Source organism: Terriglobales bacterium (assembly GCA_035651995.1).
Taxonomy (GTDB): Bacteria; Acidobacteriota; Terriglobia; order Terriglobales; family Acidobacteriaceae; genus DASRER01.
In genome coordinates this window covers 13,461-30,619 of record DASRER010000008.1, presented here as the reverse complement: position 1 = coordinate 30,619, position 17,159 = coordinate 13,461, and the positions used below count along the sequence as shown (strand labels likewise).

Sequence of the window (17,159 nt, the reverse complement as noted above, 5' to 3'; positions counted from 1 at the left end):
CCGATGGAGATTTCCCGGCGAACCTTTCTGCAAAGCGCGCTTGCGGCCGGCGCCGTGTCGGCGCTTGGCCCGCTGGACGCCCTCGCCGCAGGCGGCGTTCCCGGCAAAGAGCGCCTCATCGTCAACTCGCTCCGCTACTTCGACCTGGAAGCGCCCGCATCGGCGCTGACCACGTTCATCACTCCCGTCCCGCTGTTCTTCGTGCGCAACCACGTCTCGGAACCATTCGCGTTCGACCTCGACGCCTGGCGCCTGAACATTGTGGGCGAAGTCGAAAGGCCAGTCAGCCTCACCATGCGCGACCTGGTGCGCATGGAAGCTGCCAGCGTCACCAACACGCTGGAGTGCGCCGGCAACGGACGCGCCTTCTTCGGGCCGCATGTTCCGGGCATCCAGTGGAAGCGCGGCGCGGTCGGCACCGCGCGTTTCACCGGGCCGCGTCTCAAGGACGTGCTCGCGCGCGCCGGTCTCAAGTCCACGGCAAAGCATGTCGCTTTCAAGGGACTCGAAGAGCCGCCGGGCAGGGTGCCGCAGTTCATTCGCAGCATTCCCATTGAGAAGGCGCTCGACTCCGGCACGCTCGTTGCCCTCCACATGAACGGCGCGCCCCTGCTCAAGCATCACGGATTCCCTGCCCGCGCCCTCGTGCCCGGATGGATCGGGGCCGCCAGCGTGAAGTGGCTTACCGAGGTCCGCGTGCTCGATCGCGAGTTCGAGGGCAACTTCATGAAGCCGGGGTATCGGTTGCCGGCTTCTCCCCTTGCTCCCGGCGGCGAAGTCAATCCCGATCAGACCGCTGCCATCACCCGGCTCAACGTAAAGTCGCTGATCACGCATCCGGCGGAAGGCGCGCGAATCCCCGCCCAAGCCGCGCGAATCGCCGGCATGGCCTGGGCGGGGGAAGCCGAGGTGGTTCGCGTGGAAATCTCCACTGACGGCGGCGCGTCATGGAGCAATGCGCGGCTCGGCGCAGAGCGCGCCAGGTACGCCTGGCGGATGTGGGAGTTCGCCTGGAAACCGCCGCGGGCCGGCGAATACACCATCCTGTCACGCGCGACCGACAGCGACGGACGCACTCAGCCCGCCGCGGGCGCCTGGAACCCCAGCGGATATCTCTGGAACGGATACGATCGCGTGAGGGTGAATGTTACCGCATAGCCAGCTTCGTGTTCGCCCGCGTGCAGTCGCCACGGTTGCCGCTTTCGGCCTGGCGTTCATCCTGCTGCCGCTCGTCGCGCAGACTCCGGGCAAGCCGCCGGCGAAAACCGGCGTCAGGTCCGCCGGCCCCGATCTGCCACGCGGCCCCATGAAAGCAAAAGCGGAGACCGCCTGCCTCGAGTGCCACGACGCGCACATCATCGTGCAGCAGCGTCTCGACAAAAAAACCTGGACCAGGGAAGTGGACAAAATGGTCCGCTGGGGCGCGCTGGTTGAGTCCGGCGATCGTGACGCCCTGATTGACTACCTGAGCGCTCACTTCGGGCCGTAGGGCGCGATGCAGGACAAGTGAGGACCCTGTTTGCGCGCTTGCAACCTGGTCCTGGGGAGACGCTTCCTACTCAGGAGACCCTTCGGCGCTCCGGATGCGGGCTACAACGTGACAATGCGGGCAGTTTTGTGCCTTCTCGGACGCGCGGCGCGTGGAATGAAGGCTAGGCGGGCAACTACTCTGCTGGTATGAGGTGGAGGGCCCAGTTCGATGCGGAACAAGTCTGAGAAGCTACTAGGAGATTCCGGTAAGCCTCGTTCTCGCTGCCGTAGTACCAGCGCAAACACCCCGTTCGATGAAGGGACAGTCCTGCTTCTGACGACTGATCAGCGCGTGAATGGCGATTCCACGAATTTCAGGCGGACTAAGGTCTGCGAACAGCCCACTGAACACCATTCGCAATGCGTGCAAGTGATTGGGATCGAGCGGATTGAGGCGCCAAGGAACCTGGAGGCCCCGGGCAGAGTCGAACTGCCGACCTACGGTCTAGGAAGTCGTCGCACTCCACCCCTCCTGCGTGGATTCAATGACCCAGGCTGGGAACAGCAGTCGTAATTCGGGCCGCCGAGTGTCGGTCGGGTCAGGCTTTTCAGTGCTGTGTGCAGTGCAAAATCATGCTTACCTACGGCTTCGTAGCCGCAGCAACGACTGGTGCGGATGCTCGCTCCAGCTCCTTGCGCCTCGAGCCCATGCCGGCCAAGGCAGCTGATCCGATCAGCACCATAGCGCCTCCCAATAGCTGTAAGCGCGCTGGCAAGGCGGTCCCTGTGATCATGCCGATGGCGACCACAGCCAACGGGCGCAGGGAGTCGATCGGCGCGCCGCGAGCCAGTCCGACGACATTGAGCCCGGCGTATAACAAGCTCATGCCGATCATGGCGCCTGAAATACCCGCGGCGACACAAAGCCCAATACTCCTCGCCGTGCCAAAATGAAGGCTTCCTGAAGATATCGCCCCGATCAATCCCCACGTTGCGACCAGAAACAAGGAAAGAGTCATCACGCTAGGGAGGTGACCAACTCCAGTCGCATGCTTCATCAGCGACTTCTTCATGGACATGAGCACGCAGCCGGCAACCATGAGCCCGATGCCTGACCAGTTCATCTGGCCATCCCGGTAAGAGAAAACAAACGCACCGGCAATCGTCACGCCGACGGCGAAGAGTTCACGTAGGCGTAGGCGTTCTCCCGAAAGCAATCCAGTAAGGACGAGAATGGCGGGAATCAAGTTGCCAAGAAATGCGGTGAACTCGGGCCCGTAGAGCTTGTTCGTCTGGTTGATGAACCAGCCTCCGGACGCCGCGCCGAACCCGGCCAACAGCACCGGCCATCCTTGTGCCCGCGCCGCCTCGATGCAGGCTGCGAACGATACTCGATGCAGTGAGCCCCAAGTAAGACCCAACTGACGCCAAACCCAGCCAGTGAGGAGACACGCGACAACGCTCCCGTAATTTGCCGCGATAACGACGCCCAACGGCGATATTGGCGGGCTCGATTCCGGCTGGACGTTCAGGGCCGCCGCCTCGAGGTTGTATCGCAGGCCGTTGAATACGATGGAGGTTACCAGCATGACGTAACCCCAAATCATCGGCATTGAGGCAAGTGCCGACCCTGTGCTTCCGGGTGATGTTGAGGGATGCACGCCGGCAGGCACGCCGTCGGCGGGTTCCCTGGCGTCAGACTTCTTGAGGGCCGCCCCACCCTGTTCAGTCATCGATCTCGCCCCCGGAAAGACCGAGGTCGGCGTTAGCCAAACGCCGGCTTCGAAGTTCTCAAACACACACTACAGCACGACCCACAGTCCGGCCATGTGCCATCCCTCATTATGGAACAGCTCGTTCGTACCCGCCGAGCTTTGCTAATCTTCGTTCGCACGCAGAAGAGGCTAAATGCCGCACTTCAAGGACCGCCGCCGCTTCCTTCAGAAATCGTCAGCACTTCTGGGCACCGCAGCCCTATCGCCCTGGATGCGCGCGGAAGAGGCAGCTACGCCTTCATCAGGCGGCAATGCCACGTCGCCAGGCGGCGAACAGCTGCATAACGGGATCGTCCTGCCCAAAGAATGGCCTCCGCGTTACACGACCGTGCCGACGCGCGAGCCGATGATGGTGCCCTACCTACACTACATTCCGGACATCATCCCCATTGATGTAGGCCGTCAACTTTTCATTGATGACTACCTGATCGAGCCGTCCAGGCTCACGCGCCGCTACCATTGCGCCAAGTACGGATCGGAAAACCCGATCGTGGTCGCGGACAAGCCGTGGGAGAGTGAAGCGGTTGAGAAGGAAGTGCCGGCGGCGCGCGCCATGCCTTTCAGCGACGGCGTCTGGTATGACCCGAAAGATAGAACGTTGAAGATGTGGTACATGGGCGGTGTAGACCGGTACACCTGTCACGCCACGTCCACCGACGGAGTGCACTGGACCAAGCCCAGTCTCGACGTAGTCCCGGGCACGAACATCGTGAGCACGTTCGGTCGGGACTCCACGGTGGTTTGGCTCGACCTGTTCGAATCGAACCCGCGGCAGCGCTACAAAATGTTCGCCTATCAGCGCCCCGAGAACACGCGGCAGCAGTCGTTGTTCTTCTCCCCCGATGGCATTCATTGGACCGGTCCCGTCGGAAAGAGCGGGCCAACCGGGGATCGCTGCACGGCTTTTTATAATCCGTTCAGGAAAGTTTGGGTCTACAGCATAAAAGCCACCACGTCGCGCCTGTATGGACGCCGGCGTTGGTATCGCGAGCACCCCGACGTGGTTGAGGGACTAAAGTGGAGCATGGGAGAGCCGCTGCAGTGGGTGGGCGCGGACTGGCTCGACAAACCGCGGCCTGAATACGGCGTCAACCCAGAGCTCTACAATCTCGACGCAGTGGCGTATGAAAGTATTCTGCTTGGCTTGTTCGCAATCTGGACGGGCGAAGGCGGAAATGGGCGGCCAAAGCCCAACCAGCTTTTTGTCGCCTTCAGCCGGGACGGCTTCCACTGGCACCGGCCAAATCGTGAGCCCTTCATTCCAGTTTCGGAAGACCCGAAGAGTTGGAACTACGGGAACGTACAGTCAACCGGTGGATGCTGCGTGATCATGGGTGATCGCCTGCTCTTTTACACCAGTGGACGACAAGGGATGCCGGGTTCGAAAGAGCCGGGCGTGTGCGCCACGGGGCTGGCAACACTGCGCCGCGACGGCTTCGCCTCGATGGATGCTGGACGCGAAGAAGAGTTCGTCACAACGCGGCTACTCCGGTTTGGCGGCCAGTATTTGTTCGTTAACGTAGAAGCGCCCGAGGGTGAGTTGCGCGTGGAAGCGCTTGACGCGGAATACAAGCCGATTGAGCCGTACACGCGCGAGAACTCCGTTCCCATTCGCGTGGATTCCACGCGCTACCAAGTGTGCTGGAAGAAATCCACCGATGTAGCGCGCCTCTCGAATACGCCAATGCGATTCCGATTCCATCTGCGCAATGCCAGTCTCTATTCGTTCTGGGTCAGTCCATCAGAAAGCGGCGCCAGCAACGGCTATCTCGCCGCCGGAAGTCCCGGGGCCACGGGTCCCGCCGACACGACCGGAGTGTGACTCCGCGGCGTATTCAGATATTGCAACGTGCGCGATCTCGCGTCGGCAGCACGCAGCCGTGCTGTCGCCGCCGTGCTTATCGCAGCAGGTAGATACCACCGACAACTACCCCTATCGCCACTACGGACCAGCGGAGCGTACGAGGCTGAATCCGTGAAGCCAAGCGACCACCAATCGCCCCGCCGGCAATCGCACCCAACGCCATAAACAGCGCAGCCGTCCAGACGACATGCCCCGAGGGGACGAACAAGAACACGGCGCCGATATTTGCCGCTAGAGCAATCGACTGTTTCAGCGCGTTGAGACGCGTCAGCGTGTCTTTTAGGAGGACGCCGAGCGCTGCGAGGATGATGACGCTAAGCCCTGCCCCGAAGTAACCGCCGTAGATAGCCGCCGCGCCGACCGGCACGGCAGCCAACATCGGTGACTCCGATCCCGCGGCTTCCGCGCCTCTCTTGCGCAGCAACCATCCTCGGACCCAGTCCTGGATCGCGAGCAGGGTCGAAGCCAGCAGGATGAGAAACGGCACCAGCGAGCGAAACGCGCGCTCGCCAGTGTGCAGCAACAGGAGTCCGCCGAGTATGCCGCCGGCCACTCCAACGGGCAGCATCACCCACAGGCGGTGGCCCTGGCCTCGAAGATCGGAACGCTGCGCTAGCGTTGCGCCCAGATATCCCGGCCACAGCGCTACCGTGCTGGTGACGTTCGCCGAAACGCCGGGCAAACCGATAGCCATCAGCGCCGGAAACGAGAGAAGGGTTCCCCCTCCCGCGATGGCGTTCACCAGACCGGCGCCGAACGCGGCAAGCGTCGCAAGCCCCAGATCAAAAGATGTCAAAAAAGGGCCTCCGCGCAGAAACCGAGTTGAAACGCATTTGCGAAGGCTTGCGGCGTCACGCCTTCTCCAAGACTATGTGACGGTCGCCCTGCACGTTTCCCGACGCCGACCTAACGCTGATCTCAACGCGATACTCGCCGGGCCGGTCCGAGGGATTACCGCTGATGACGCCGTTTTTTGAGTCGATCGTCAGACCTCGCGGAAGCGCGCCCTGGCTGAGGGTGAAGTTGAGCGGTGCCATGCCGCCGGTTCCGGTCAGGCCGATTGCTGGGGCGCCGATCGTGAACCTGAGCGGTTCAGAGTCGAACTTGAATTCCGGTTGAAAGCACAGCACGCGGAATCGAGCATTGTCCATCATGTAGACGGTTCCCGTTCGAGGATTGACGGCGAGGGCGTCGATGTTTCCGCCGAAGCGATGGCATGCAGGCACTGAGTAACCGAGCTGGTCCGCTTTCGGACCGCCGTGCGGCTCCGCGATTTCGGGCCGCTTCCTTCGGTCCGCGGCATCGCCAAGCTGTCCAATCAGCGGAACGGATTTCCGGATGTTGCCGGAGATGTCCAGGGCGAATCCGTCGGACCACAGCCGCCGTCGCTCCTCGTCAATGCCCAGCCATTCGCCCACAAATGGCAGGTCGGTTTCGACGGTTGAGTGCGCCCCGCCGATTCGAATGGCAGGCGCCATGCCGTTGGTGATCGGACCGGAGAGATCAAATCCGAGGATCTCGCGCCCGTCGTTGACCACAAAAAACATCTGCGTCACATGGTCGTACGCCGCGCCTTTGGGTTCCTTCAATCCCGCGGGATGCCAGGGCACTTTCTTTTCTGCGGGCTTGGTGGCGCGCTCGCCCATCGAGTCGTTCGCGATGAAGACACGGTCGTGATCGTTGTCACTTATGGCCTTCCCGCGATACGGGCCATTGCTGTCAAAATCGGCCTGGCCGAGAACCGCGAAAGCCGGCATAAAGGTTTTCACACCTTTGCTAACATCCATGATCACTACGCGATTGTTCTGCTTATCAGTGATGATGAGCCAGCCCCGCTTTCGGTCGAACGCCAATCCACTGATTTCTTTTCCTAGCTGACTGATCGATGCTGCGTTTCGCAAACTGGTGTAGAAGTCCACCTGTCCGAGCACGGCCTTCGCGGCAGCTCCGCATGTGATACTATGAAATAAGAGGTTATCTTTGGTTCCTCGCATGCCGGGAGCACCTCCCGCAACCGTTGCGCCGTCGGGCGACGGCAAATTCGGCCGCAGTGGATCGAGAGCACCCTTCCCGGACGCCGCCGTCAGACCTGGTAGCTCGAAGTAAAGAATTCGTGCGCCGCTGAAGTCGGTGATGAAGACCCGGCCATCTGCGGTCATCACGCTGGAACACGGTCGGGCAAAGCGATCCGGGCCATAGTTGCTAACCTGTGTCGTCAGGTCTGGTGCACCCAGCGTGAAACGCGCGTACCGATCCAGAGGCAGTCCATCGCTGGCCAGCGGGAAGAACAGCACGCGGCCACCTACGCTGTCCGAAGCCAGCAGCCACTGGCCGTCTTCGCTCACCGAGATCCCAGGGACGCCGTCAATCAGACTAAAACCGTAGGGATTGGCTCCGCCATTGTGCCCGTACTGGTTGTAGCTTGGTCGCGCCGAGTCACCAGCATACGACTGGCCGAGTACATTCACGGCACGGCGAGCCGGGTGCGATGTGTCGTAGCACAAAACGCGGCTGGCACGCGGTTCCGCTACGTACAAGAACCGACCGGCTATTGCCAGACCGGTAGGTCCTTCCGCCTTGCCGAGGCCCTTCACCTGTTCCAAGTCAGTCAGCATCTCGAAGCGCCCGAGTGCAGCCTCGGGTGCGGGTTTTCCGCTGAGAATCGATGCCAAACTGTAAACAAGAACTCTCAGTCCCTTGCGGTCCGATACGAAAACGCGATCGGTCTCATCAACCACGACGTCCACGATCCCCTTGAAGTCCTTGTCGGCGGGACGCCACTCAGCCGGAACGTCGTCATTCTTTCGTACGACAGCCACCGCTGGCATGCCGTTGCGGATCTCCTTGCCAACGTCGAATACCAGTGCGCGATCGTTCTGGCAGTCGGCGACGAGGAGGTAACGATGCGTGCGATCCAGGGCAAGTCCGGTTGGAAACAGCATCGTGTCCGGACCTGGTTTTCCGTAGAAATTGTTCAGGCTCTCCCGGTCGGAGCTTGCCATCAGCTTGATCGTCGGGCCCGCCGCACCGCCTCGGTTCGGCTTGAATCCATCAAAGTCGGGCTGTCCGAGCACAGCGATCGCCGCCGGCCCGTTTTCCGTACCGCTGATGTCGAAGACGAGTACCCGATGGTTGTCGCAGTCAGAGACGAACAACCGCTTGCCGTCGCACGCCAATCCGCTGGGGAGAAAGAACCCGCGAGGACTCGGGTGGCGATGCAACGGGAAGGGGCCATCGTAGCCATAAAGGCTGCGCAACGAGTCCCGTAGGACGCGATTTGGATCCCCCGGCTGTGCATCGTAGCCCCACGAGTCAAAGTCAGGCTGGCCGTACACCCTTACGGCACGCTGCAGCGAAGCCATGTCGTATTGCAGGACGCGATTGTTGTGCTCGTCGGCCACAAACAGGAACCGGCCATTCGGATCGAACGTACACGCGGCGGGATAGTGCAGCCCGCCCGGGCCTTGGCCGATTTCTCTTGCGTCGAAGGCCGCCTGTCCGATGATGCCGCTGGCAACACGGCTCGCAAGCGACCCATCCGACCGCAGGTCGAACAGCAGCACACGATGGTTCCAGGTGTCCGGCACGGCAAGTTTGCGAAGGCCGAGGTGGGCGGCCAAGCCGGTGACGGTATCGGTGCGTCCCATCGCGGCGTAGAAGAAAAAGCCGCGGTCATTGGCGCCGCCGTTGGGGCCGTACAAGCCGTAATGCGGTCGCGCAGGGTCGCCTCCAACCAGCTGGCCAAGCACGTCGCTCGCCAGGGTTTGTCCATGCGGAGCTTCTCTCCAGCCCCATCCCAATAGGTGGCGCTCCGCTGTGCTGTAGGTGCCAGGGGCCTTTGCGGGGGGCGGCATTTCTGTGGCTGGCGCCGCCTGCCAGTTGCTTGCGCGCAGCAATCCGGAGAGGCCCACCAGCGAAGCGATGCCACCCTGGAAAAAGTCACGACGCTTCATCAACTCACCTCGTCGCCTTCGTTCCCGCTCATGCTACACACACAGAGTTCTTCCCTGCCCTGTATCCCGTCATGTGGAACCAAGAAACCCGTGAAAACCGCCTAAGATGATTGCATTGTGGTGTGCTCGATTGAAGAGCTATTGAAATGTGAGGCGAACCTGCTGCAATGCGGGCGATGTGGAGCCGTTTGGCGAAACGAGCACGGCGCGATATTGGATCCAGGAGTGCTCCGCATTCACATGCAGGGGGCTGCCGCTGACCTCGTAGTAGCTGCCGACGCCACGCGGACCGGTCCAAACTGCCCTTTCAAGCGCCTCCGCGGTTGCGGCAGTGCGCACCTGGAAGCGCACCTTGCTGCCGCGCCGCTCACGCGCGACCCATTCGATGCGCCCACCGGCCCTGTGCTGGAATTCAAATGCTTGGGAGACGTATCCAAACTGGAAACTGCGATCGTAGATGTTGCCCAGATCCACGCCGCTGTCATAGTGAGCGCCCTTCGACGGGATCAGGAGCCGGCGTGCTGGCGAAAGGCCGTGTGCGCTGCCCCAATATAGAAAGGTGTCTGTCTGATGCTCGCCGAAGATGCCGACACGGCGTGGATCCCCCTCGGACCTATGGCAGGTGAGCAGCAGGTCGTTGTAGCCGTCGTGATTGTAATCGGCGATCTGGCTTCCCGTGCCGCCGTTAGTTGGAAGTTGCAACATAGACCTTGCACTTAGCCCGTTCGGGCCGCCGAAGTAAACACGGGAGAGGGTCGCCCGGCTCTGATTGTTGTTGTAATTCGGGCAGACAACGTCGAGCCATCCATCGCCGTTGAGGTCTCCCACGGTGACCTCCTGCGTCCCGACCGTTTCAAATTCCTGGCGATTGTCTGCGCCAAACACGCCGCGCGCATTCCCGTAGTAAACAAACGATGTGGCTCGACGGTCGTTCTTCCAGACGCTGCGCGTCAAAATCAGGTCCAGATATCCATCGCGGTTCAGATCGGCAATCTCGGAATTCGACGCGCCTTCGCTGCCCGGCACGGAAAACGAGCGCTCTGCATTGTAGTTGCGTGTGCCATCGCCCCAGTAGACGACCGCCGTGTGGGCCGCCGAATTGGAATGTCCGACGATGTCAAGAAACCCATCATGGTTCAGGTCCGCGATTTTCACGGTGCCCGAACCGTAGTTGGGCAGCCCGGTGCGCTCCGTAGTAACGAAACCATTCGGTCCTCCCCAATAAATGATGATGCCCAGTTTTGGATCCGGATCGCGGGTGTAGAAGATCACGTCGAGGTATCCGTCGCGGTCCAGGTCGGCGACGCCGACACCGCACGTTGCCGGACTTACCAGCGCCGAACGCCGTTCTACACTGAATCCTTCCGGACTACCCCAATAGATAAAGCTTTCAGTAAGCTTGCGCCCAACCTCGTCCATGTTCGCGACGAGCAGGTCGGGCCAACCGTCGCCGTTCAAGTCCGCCGCCGCCCACTGGTAGGGATCCAGTGCCGGTAATTCGATCCGGTCCCTTACAGAAAACTGCCCTGCCGGGTTTCCCCAGTACACCTGGACGGAACCTGATCCCAGACCGCGGCTTCCGCTCATGGTGTTGTTGAACAGAATGTCGAGGTGACCGTCGCCATCAAAGTCGCCGATTGTGTTGCCTACGGCGCCGTGAGTGAAGATGGACGTTCTGAGGCTGTCGCTGAAGCCACTCGGCGAGTTCCAATAGATGTAAGACGCCACGTCGTACGAGTAGTGCTCGCCATAGTTGGAAACGACCAGGTCGAGTCTACCGTCGCCGTTGAGATCAGCCGTAGAAACTCCCCAAGCACCAATCGTCTGAAAGGACTGGCGTCGCTTCGGCGAAAACCCATCCTTGCCGCCCCAATACAGGTACGACAGGGTGAACGGGTTTCCGGCCCTCTCGTGATTGGCAATGAAAATATCCACAAACCCGTCGCCATTGAAGTCCACGGCCACGCAGCCTCGTGCGTCGCTGCTCGGCAGTTCAATCCGGCGTGCCAGATCGAAATGCCCTCGATCGCTCAGGTAGACATAGCTCGCTGGACCGCGTCCGTTGGCGAAAACGATGTCCTGGTAGCCATCGCCGTTCACGTCGGCGACTTGCACCGCGTTCACTTGGTTGGTCGGCAGGGCGGATCGCCTCTCCTTGCTGTACCCCTTCTCGCTGCCCCAATAGACAAAAGAGTCCACCTCAAAGTTGCCGTCTCGCTCGCGATTCGCAAGGACCACGTCGGGCCAGCCGTCGCGATCCAGATCGGCAATCGCAACGGCAGTCGCGCCTGCTGCTTCCAGGTCGGTAAACCGTGCCTTGTCGAAGCCCGCGCTTCCTCCCCAATAAATCCTGCTTGGCGACAGGTACGCATCACCTCGAGCGCCTCCCGCGCGGTACTCCCAAAAGCCGGCTGATTGCGCAAAAACAATGTCCATGTGGCCGTCGCGATTCAGGTCGCCGACTGCGGCTAGCTGCGCCGCGCGCGTGGGAAGCTCGGTCCGCCCCAGCAGGTGGGAAACGTCCGTGCCCTTCTTCAGGTCGGACTTCCTGTAAGCGGACCAGTCACCGCGATACACGTAGGACGGCATGCCATCCCAGGTGCCATTCGTGTAGTTTGGAACGATGAACTCGGATACCCCATCGCCATCCAGATCCGCGGCCACCGTCCATTGCGCACCGTCATTTGGCAGCGGAGAGGAGCGCCGATTGTCGAAGTCGTGGCCATTACCCCAATAAATCACCGCATCGAGCTTCTCCGTTTGCGAATGCGTATTCGCGAAAACAATGTCAAGGTTCCCGTCTCCATTGAGGTCCCAACTATGTACGAGCTGAATCCGGCCCAGATGGGAAACATAGGTGTTTGCGCCTCCGTCTTCCAATCGTCCTTTCCGGAAGTCCTCGAATGACGATTGATTCCATACCAACGGAACTGGCTTGCTGTTCATCATCCCCATGGACGCAAGCCCGATGGCTACGCAGGTACGGATGCAGGCGCGGTAGATGCCCGTCATGCTTGTTCGTCCGCCATTTCCATCCAGCAGCCGTCAGCGCGTGAATCGCTGCCGCCAACCAGACTGCCCCCCTCGCGTCGGCAGATGATTTGGCCGCGCCCGAACATAACGCGATCGTAGCCGGCGATGTTCAGTACCACATCATGGCCGCGCTCGAGGAGGCCGTTCGCGATGTCAGTGTCCATGCCTTCCTCGATATAGACCTTTCCGTTGGCCGAGGCAGGGTCCAGTCGAAATCTCGGCCGATCAATCGCCTCCTGCGGCGAAAGGCCATCGCTGAGCGATGCAATGACTTGAAGGTGTCCTTGTGGTTGCATGTATCCGCCCATGACCCCAAACGGGCCAAGCAGCGTACCATCGGATTCATTTGTCAGCATGCCAGGGATGATGGTGTGGTACGGCCGTTTACGCGGAGCCAATTCATTCACATGTCCAGGCTCCAGCGTGAATGTGCATCCTCGGTTCTGAAGCGTGAAGCCCCAACCGACAGGAATAATGCCGGTGCCGAATCCCAAGTAGTTACTGTTGATGAATGAGCACGCGTTCCCGTGCTGGTCAACCACACACAGGTATGTTGTGTCGCACGACACCGGCGCGCCGGGTCCGACATTGCTGAGCACGCCATCCAGCCGGATCAGGGTCGCGCGCTCCGCCGCATACTCACGAGAAAGAAGTTCTTCAACTGGAGTCGGGGAGAACGCAGGGTCGGCTACGTACCAGCACGCGTCCTCGAATGCGAGCCGCATCGCTTCGATCATCACATGCCATCGCTCCACACCCTGCGCGTCGAACTGGTCGAAAATATTCAACGCGAGCAATGCCGCGATTCCCTGCCCATTGGGTGGGCATTCCCACACCCGCATTCCGCGAAAAGGCGTGCTGATCGGGTCTTCCCAGCTGGACTCGTGCGCCGCCAGATCCACCATTGCCATCGCGGCCCCGCGTTCACGCAGCACCTTGACGATAGCTGCGGCGATTGGACCTCGGTAGAACACCTCTGGGCCGTCGTCAGCGATTGCGCGAAAGGTCCTTGCAAGTCCCGGATTTCTAAACGTTTCACCCGCTTTCGGAGCGCGGCCGCCAATCGTGAGTTCCGGCGATGTAAGGCAGTGGAGTCCTTCATTCCAGAAGTGCGCCGTGATCGGCTCGACCTGAAAACCCTCCTCCGCGAGCCGAATGGCTGGGGCCAACAGCTCTTTCATCGGCAGCGAACCATGGCGCGCGATCAAGTCGAACCATGCCGCACACGCGCCGGGAACAGTGACCGAATTCGCATCAAATAGCGACAACTTGGAGATGCGGTCCCGTGTGAGAGCCGCGGGCGCACGACCCGAGCCATTCAGTGCCGTCAGTTGTCCCCCAGAGTAATAAAGCGCGAAGCAGTCGCCGCCGATGCCCGTGGAACACGGCTCGGTAACGTTGAGGGCTGCCGCCATCGCCACCGCCGCATCAGCGGCATTGCCGCCGCTTCGCAGGATGTCAATTCCGACTTGAGATGCAGCTCTCTGAGAGCTCGCAACCATCGCGCTCATCGAGGGCAATCCACTTGTGCCCCTAGGGGGCGTTCATGCCGCGAGGTGGAGGTAGCGGGCGAAGCCCACAAGAACGTTGCAAGTCGTATTCAAGCGCAGGTCCAGCGACTGCTCTTGAGCACCGCCGCCGGTCGCGTCGGCAAGCCACTGTCCATCGGACCGCTGCCGCGAGAGGATGTACTCCACACTCCGTTCCGCCGCTGCGCGAAGTCTTGGCTCGGGATTCACGCGGTGCAACTCGAGCACGCCCCACAGGAATTTGTGAGATTCAACGCAATCGTAAATGCCGGTTGGGCCATCCAGGAACGGCAGCGTATAGCCCCAGGCCGCCTTCAAATAGCGCTCATCCCCCAGCAACTGGAAGAGTCGCACCAGCAGTACCTGTGCCGGCCCGATGCGGGCAGGCCGCTGCCTGACCGCCGTGCAATCCACGTAGTCGCTCGGATCTTCCGACTGATCTAGCTGCTGCTGGCCGTCCCTCGTCGCTTGCACTGTCAACGCGATCCGGTCGCACTTCGCCGGCTGAAGGTCAAGCAAGTCAATCAGAAAGTCGCCGGCGCGTCTGGCTTCCTGCACGCGGCCGGCGGCCAGCAGCCCCCAGCCTGCCATCCCCACGGTCATGGCGTGGTGCCTGCCGCGGCCCTCCGCGAGCTCCTTCCTGCTGTCCCAGAATCCTCCGGTGGACGAATTCTGAAATGTGCGGAGGTCTTTCGCGAGGCGCAGTGCGATGTCGTAGCGCTGGCACAGGGACGCACCCCAGATCATCCAGCCGCGATCGTAAGCACGTCCCTCCGATTGCTCCTTCGGCACTGAGAGCGCGCCTTCCTTTGTGAGCAGGTGCTTCGCGATCCAGTCCAGGCTGCGCAGCGCGCCGCGAACATCGCCACTTAGGGCGAGTGCCACGGGGACCTTGTAATAAAGAGAGGCGGCTTCGTTGCCGGCGATCTTGCCGTCCGAATCCATCAAGCCGGCGAGCCACTCACGGCCTTGGCGAAGACTCTTCTCCACTGATGCGGTGAGGGTGGCCTCGACTTCACTTTGCGCCGACACGCAGCGCCTCCCTTTGCCCCGCAGCAGCCACGCGCCGCAAGTCCTGCATCCCGGCACGTGCCGCTTCGGTCAGCAACATGAGAGTGCTGCCGAAGACGACAAAGCGAACGCCGTAACCCATCCAGCGGGTGGAAAGCTCGACATTGCGGCCCTGAATTCCGACTTGCCGGTTCGTCCTCTCGGCAGCCGACACGACTTTCCGAATAGCTTCATCGAGCGCAGCCGACTTCCATTCGTTCGGAAACCCGAGCGCGATGCTCATGTCCTGTGGACCCACGAACAGCACGTCAACTCCCGGGCGGCTCGCCAGTTCCTCCACGCGGTTCAGCCCTGGCAACGTCTCGATCTGAATGCAGACCAGAATTTCATCGTTGGCCTGCTGCATCGCCGTGCGTGGATCGCCAATCGGCTGAAACTCACTGTGGCGGCCACCCAGGGCGGCGCCGCGATCCCCTTCAGGCGGATACTTGCAGTACCCAACGATGGTGTCCACTTGCTCGCCTGTCTCCACCCGCGGAACGATAACGCCCTGGGCGCCGATGTCGAGCGCCCGGCTGATGTAAAAGCGCTCCGTGTCGGGAACCCGCACAATCGGCGCTATCCCGGCACAGCGGCTGGCCCACACCAACTCGCTGATCGTCTCCCACCCCTCCGCGCCGTGCTCCATATCGAGAAAGAGAAAATCGAATCCGAGCCCGGCCAGGATCTTGGGCAGCGTGATCGACCGCATCTCCCCGATCGAGATTCCGAACACATGTTCGCCATTCTTCAGTTTCTGCTTAGTGACGTTGCGTGGGTACACGATTCGAACCTCCTCGTCCATCTATTGATCGGAACCAAAACCCGTACACAAGATCCCAAACTTCACACCTAAGGCTCTAACTTCTGTCTTCATGCAGCTGCATTCGCAAGCGATCTTTGAAAGTCTGCGAGCAGTGGATCCCGGGTTCGCCGCATCCAGTCCCGCAGCTCTCCTTGAAGCCGACGGAGTACGGCCTTTTTTGCCGTTGTCCTAGCCAGATTCGTGAGCTCGTAAGGATCGACCGAGAGGTCGTAACATTCGTCGATGTCGCCTTGATTCCAAACGTACTTGTAGTGATCGTCGGTGACCAGCCGCCAGTCGACGACACCATGCCAATCCGCCTTAGGAGTGAACTCGCTGAACAACAGGCGCGGACCACCAGATCGCGTTGACGAAAACAAATCGACGCCCTGAACCGCAGCTGGAGAAGCAACACCGCAGGCCGCAAGCACAGTGGGCGCAATGTCGATCAGGGAAGAGGGGGTCCGGGTCCGCAATCCCGGCTTGAACAGCCAGGGCGCGCGGATGATCAATGGGACGCGAAGGGACTCTTCGTAGGCTTGATACTTCATCCACAACCCGTGCGATCCCATCAGCTCGCCGTGATCGGCTGTCATAACCACCAGCGTCTCGTCGAGAATTCCTTCACTGCGCAGCCGTTCAACGAGTCGCCCGATCTGGGCATCAATCATCGTCACGAACCCCCAATACACGGCGACGCTCTTGCGCCATGCGCCCCAGCTGGTGCCGTGGTCGCGCCATACAGTTCGATAAAAGCTGCGTGAAAGTGCGGCCGGCTCTCCCGGCGTCGGCCCAAAGTTTTTCGGCTCAGGTATGCTCGCCGGATCGTACATGCTGTAGTACGGCTCCGGAATCTTGAAGGGCGGGTGCGGACCTTGGAACGCGCAGGTCAAGAAAAAAGGCCGGTTGCGATCGCGCGTATTAAGAAGCTTGATCGCATGGTCTACCGTCCAGGCTTCATTTGTCTGCTCTGGCTTGAGTGAACTTACCGCAGTGGCAGGACTGGAAACGTCTTCGCGCCGCGAATGCATCTTCGGATCGTTGAACGCCCAGCCATCTTCCAGGCCTTGTTCCGCGCACCACCGGCTGTACTCGGCAGTGTCATTCGCTTCTGCGCGGTCAACCCAGCCGCTCGGAATGGACTTCCCCATTCCCCACTTCCCCGCGTAGTCGACTTGATACCCGTTAGCCTTCAGCCTCGTAAGAAGAATGGGTTCGGCGGTCAGCGTGTCCGTGTTCCGCACGGTTTCTGTCTGATGTCCGTATTGCGACGTGAACAATGCCGTCCGCGCGGGCAAGCAGATCGGCGTCGGCGTGAGGCAGCGGTCGAATGAAGCGCCCTCGGCGGCAAGGTGATCCAAGTTGGGTGTCCGGCACGGGGTGAGCCTGCGATATCCCAACGTATCGGTGCGCTGCTGGTCGGTAATAATCAACAGAACGTTCGGGTGCCGAGGGCGTCTTGGCTGGCTCGCCATCGATGGTAGCGGCAGTCCGGCTGCCATGGCGGCGCCTAGCGTTTTAATTGAGTCCCGGATGAACCTTCTGCGTGTTCTCCGTGACATCGACACCCCCGATTCACCACGCGCATGCTACACGGGAAGGGTCTGGGTGGCTCCTTCCATTCCGCATGGCAGAACAGTCTTCTGGCCTTCTCAACAGCCTACTCGGCGCCAGACTTGG

11 protein-coding genes are annotated in these 17,159 nt (G+C 61.0%); 3 read left to right on the top strand and 8 right to left on the bottom strand.

The features are described from left to right. Nucleotides 1-3: 3 nt before the first annotated feature. Nucleotides 4-1,158, top strand: a complete 1,155-nt coding sequence (locus tag VFA60_04055; protein ID HZQ90945.1) for a molybdopterin-dependent oxidoreductase — start codon at nucleotides 4-6, stop codon at nucleotides 1,156-1,158. Continuing rightward, nucleotides 1,145-1,489 (top strand): hypothetical protein, encoded by a 345-nt coding sequence (locus VFA60_04050; GenBank protein ID HZQ90944.1) that lies wholly within the window; start codon nucleotides 1,145-1,147, stop codon nucleotides 1,487-1,489. The genes VFA60_04055 and VFA60_04050 overlap by 14 nt, the downstream gene beginning before the upstream one ends. A gap of 622 nt (nucleotides 1,490-2,111) precedes the next feature. On the opposite strand, the gene VFA60_04045 is transcribed toward VFA60_04050, so the two are convergent. Beyond that, nucleotides 2,112-3,203 carry a DMT family transporter gene (locus VFA60_04045; GenBank protein HZQ90943.1) on the bottom strand — a complete coding sequence of 364 codons (1,092 nt, stop codon included), beginning with the start codon at nucleotides 3,201-3,203 and terminating at the stop codon, nucleotides 2,112-2,114. Nucleotides 3,204-3,378: 175 nt separating this feature from the next. Between VFA60_04045 and VFA60_04040 the strand changes: the two genes are divergently transcribed. Then, nucleotides 3,379-5,067: a hypothetical protein gene (locus tag VFA60_04040; GenBank protein ID HZQ90942.1), complete on the top strand. Its 1,689-nt coding sequence runs from the start codon at nucleotides 3,379-3,381 to the stop codon at nucleotides 5,065-5,067. Between the two features lie 76 nt (nucleotides 5,068-5,143). On the opposite strand, the gene VFA60_04035 is transcribed toward VFA60_04040, so the two are convergent. The 7 genes from VFA60_04035 to VFA60_04005 form a co-directional block, all read right to left on the bottom strand. Further along, on the bottom strand, nucleotides 5,144-5,905 hold the full coding sequence (locus VFA60_04035; protein ID HZQ90941.1) for a sulfite exporter TauE/SafE family protein: 762 nt from the start codon (nucleotides 5,903-5,905) through the stop codon (nucleotides 5,144-5,146). 55 nt (nucleotides 5,906-5,960) lie between these two features. Further along, complete coding sequence (locus tag VFA60_04030; protein ID HZQ90940.1) at nucleotides 5,961-9,062, bottom strand: putative Ig domain-containing protein; 3,102 nt, start codon at nucleotides 9,060-9,062, stop codon at nucleotides 5,961-5,963. 138 nt (nucleotides 9,063-9,200) lie between these two features. Further along, on the bottom strand, nucleotides 9,201-12,074 hold the full coding sequence (locus tag VFA60_04025; protein HZQ90939.1) for a VCBS repeat-containing protein: 2,874 nt from the start codon (nucleotides 12,072-12,074) through the stop codon (nucleotides 9,201-9,203). Beyond that, on the bottom strand, nucleotides 12,071-13,606 hold the full coding sequence (locus VFA60_04020) for a gamma-glutamyltransferase family protein (GenBank protein ID HZQ90938.1): 1,536 nt from the start codon (nucleotides 13,604-13,606) through the stop codon (nucleotides 12,071-12,073). The genes VFA60_04025 and VFA60_04020 overlap by 4 nt, the downstream gene beginning before the upstream one ends. A 33-nt stretch (nucleotides 13,607-13,639) precedes the next feature. Then, a complete protein-coding gene (locus VFA60_04015) occupies nucleotides 13,640-14,656 on the bottom strand; it encodes a hypothetical protein (GenBank protein HZQ90937.1) in 1,017 nt (338 codons plus the stop codon). Then, the gene (locus VFA60_04010; GenBank protein ID HZQ90936.1) at nucleotides 14,640-15,479 is read right to left on the bottom strand and encodes an aldolase/citrate lyase family protein; all 840 of its coding nucleotides are present in this window, start codon (nucleotides 15,477-15,479) and stop codon (nucleotides 14,640-14,642) included. The genes VFA60_04015 and VFA60_04010 overlap by 17 nt, the downstream gene beginning before the upstream one ends. Before the next feature lie 68 nt (nucleotides 15,480-15,547). After that, nucleotides 15,548-16,981: a sulfatase-like hydrolase/transferase gene (locus VFA60_04005; GenBank protein HZQ90935.1), complete on the bottom strand. Its 1,434-nt coding sequence runs from the start codon at nucleotides 16,979-16,981 to the stop codon at nucleotides 15,548-15,550. Between the last annotated feature and the right edge of the window lie 178 nt (nucleotides 16,982-17,159).

What these genes read in the sequence shown, in the direction of transcription:
- VFA60_04055 (HZQ90945.1), top strand. Translation starts at nt 4, where the DNA reads ATGGAGATTTCCCGGCGAACCTTTCTGCAAAGCGCGCTTGCGGCCGGC.
- VFA60_04050 (HZQ90944.1), top strand. Translation starts at nt 1,145, where the DNA reads ATGTTACCGCATAGCCAGCTTCGTGTTCGCCCGCGTGCAGTCGCCACG.
- VFA60_04045 (HZQ90943.1), bottom strand. Translation starts at nt 3,203, where the DNA reads ATGACTGAACAGGGTGGGGCGGCCCTCAAGAAGTCTGACGCCAGGGAA.
- VFA60_04040 (HZQ90942.1), top strand. Translation starts at nt 3,379, where the DNA reads ATGCCGCACTTCAAGGACCGCCGCCGCTTCCTTCAGAAATCGTCAGCA.
- VFA60_04030 (HZQ90940.1), bottom strand. Translation starts at nt 9,062, where the DNA reads ATGAAGCGTCGTGACTTTTTCCAGGGTGGCATCGCTTCGCTGGTGGGC.
- VFA60_04025 (HZQ90939.1), bottom strand. Translation starts at nt 12,074, where the DNA reads ATGACGGGCATCTACCGCGCCTGCATCCGTACCTGCGTAGCCATCGGG.
- VFA60_04020 (HZQ90938.1), bottom strand. Translation starts at nt 13,606, where the DNA reads ATGAGCGCGATGGTTGCGAGCTCTCAGAGAGCTGCATCTCAAGTCGGA.
- VFA60_04010 (HZQ90936.1), bottom strand. Translation starts at nt 15,479, where the DNA reads ATGGACGAGGAGGTTCGAATCGTGTACCCACGCAACGTCACTAAGCAG.
- VFA60_04005 (HZQ90935.1), bottom strand. Translation starts at nt 16,981, where the DNA reads ATGGCAGCCGGACTGCCGCTACCATCGATGGCGAGCCAGCCAAGACGC.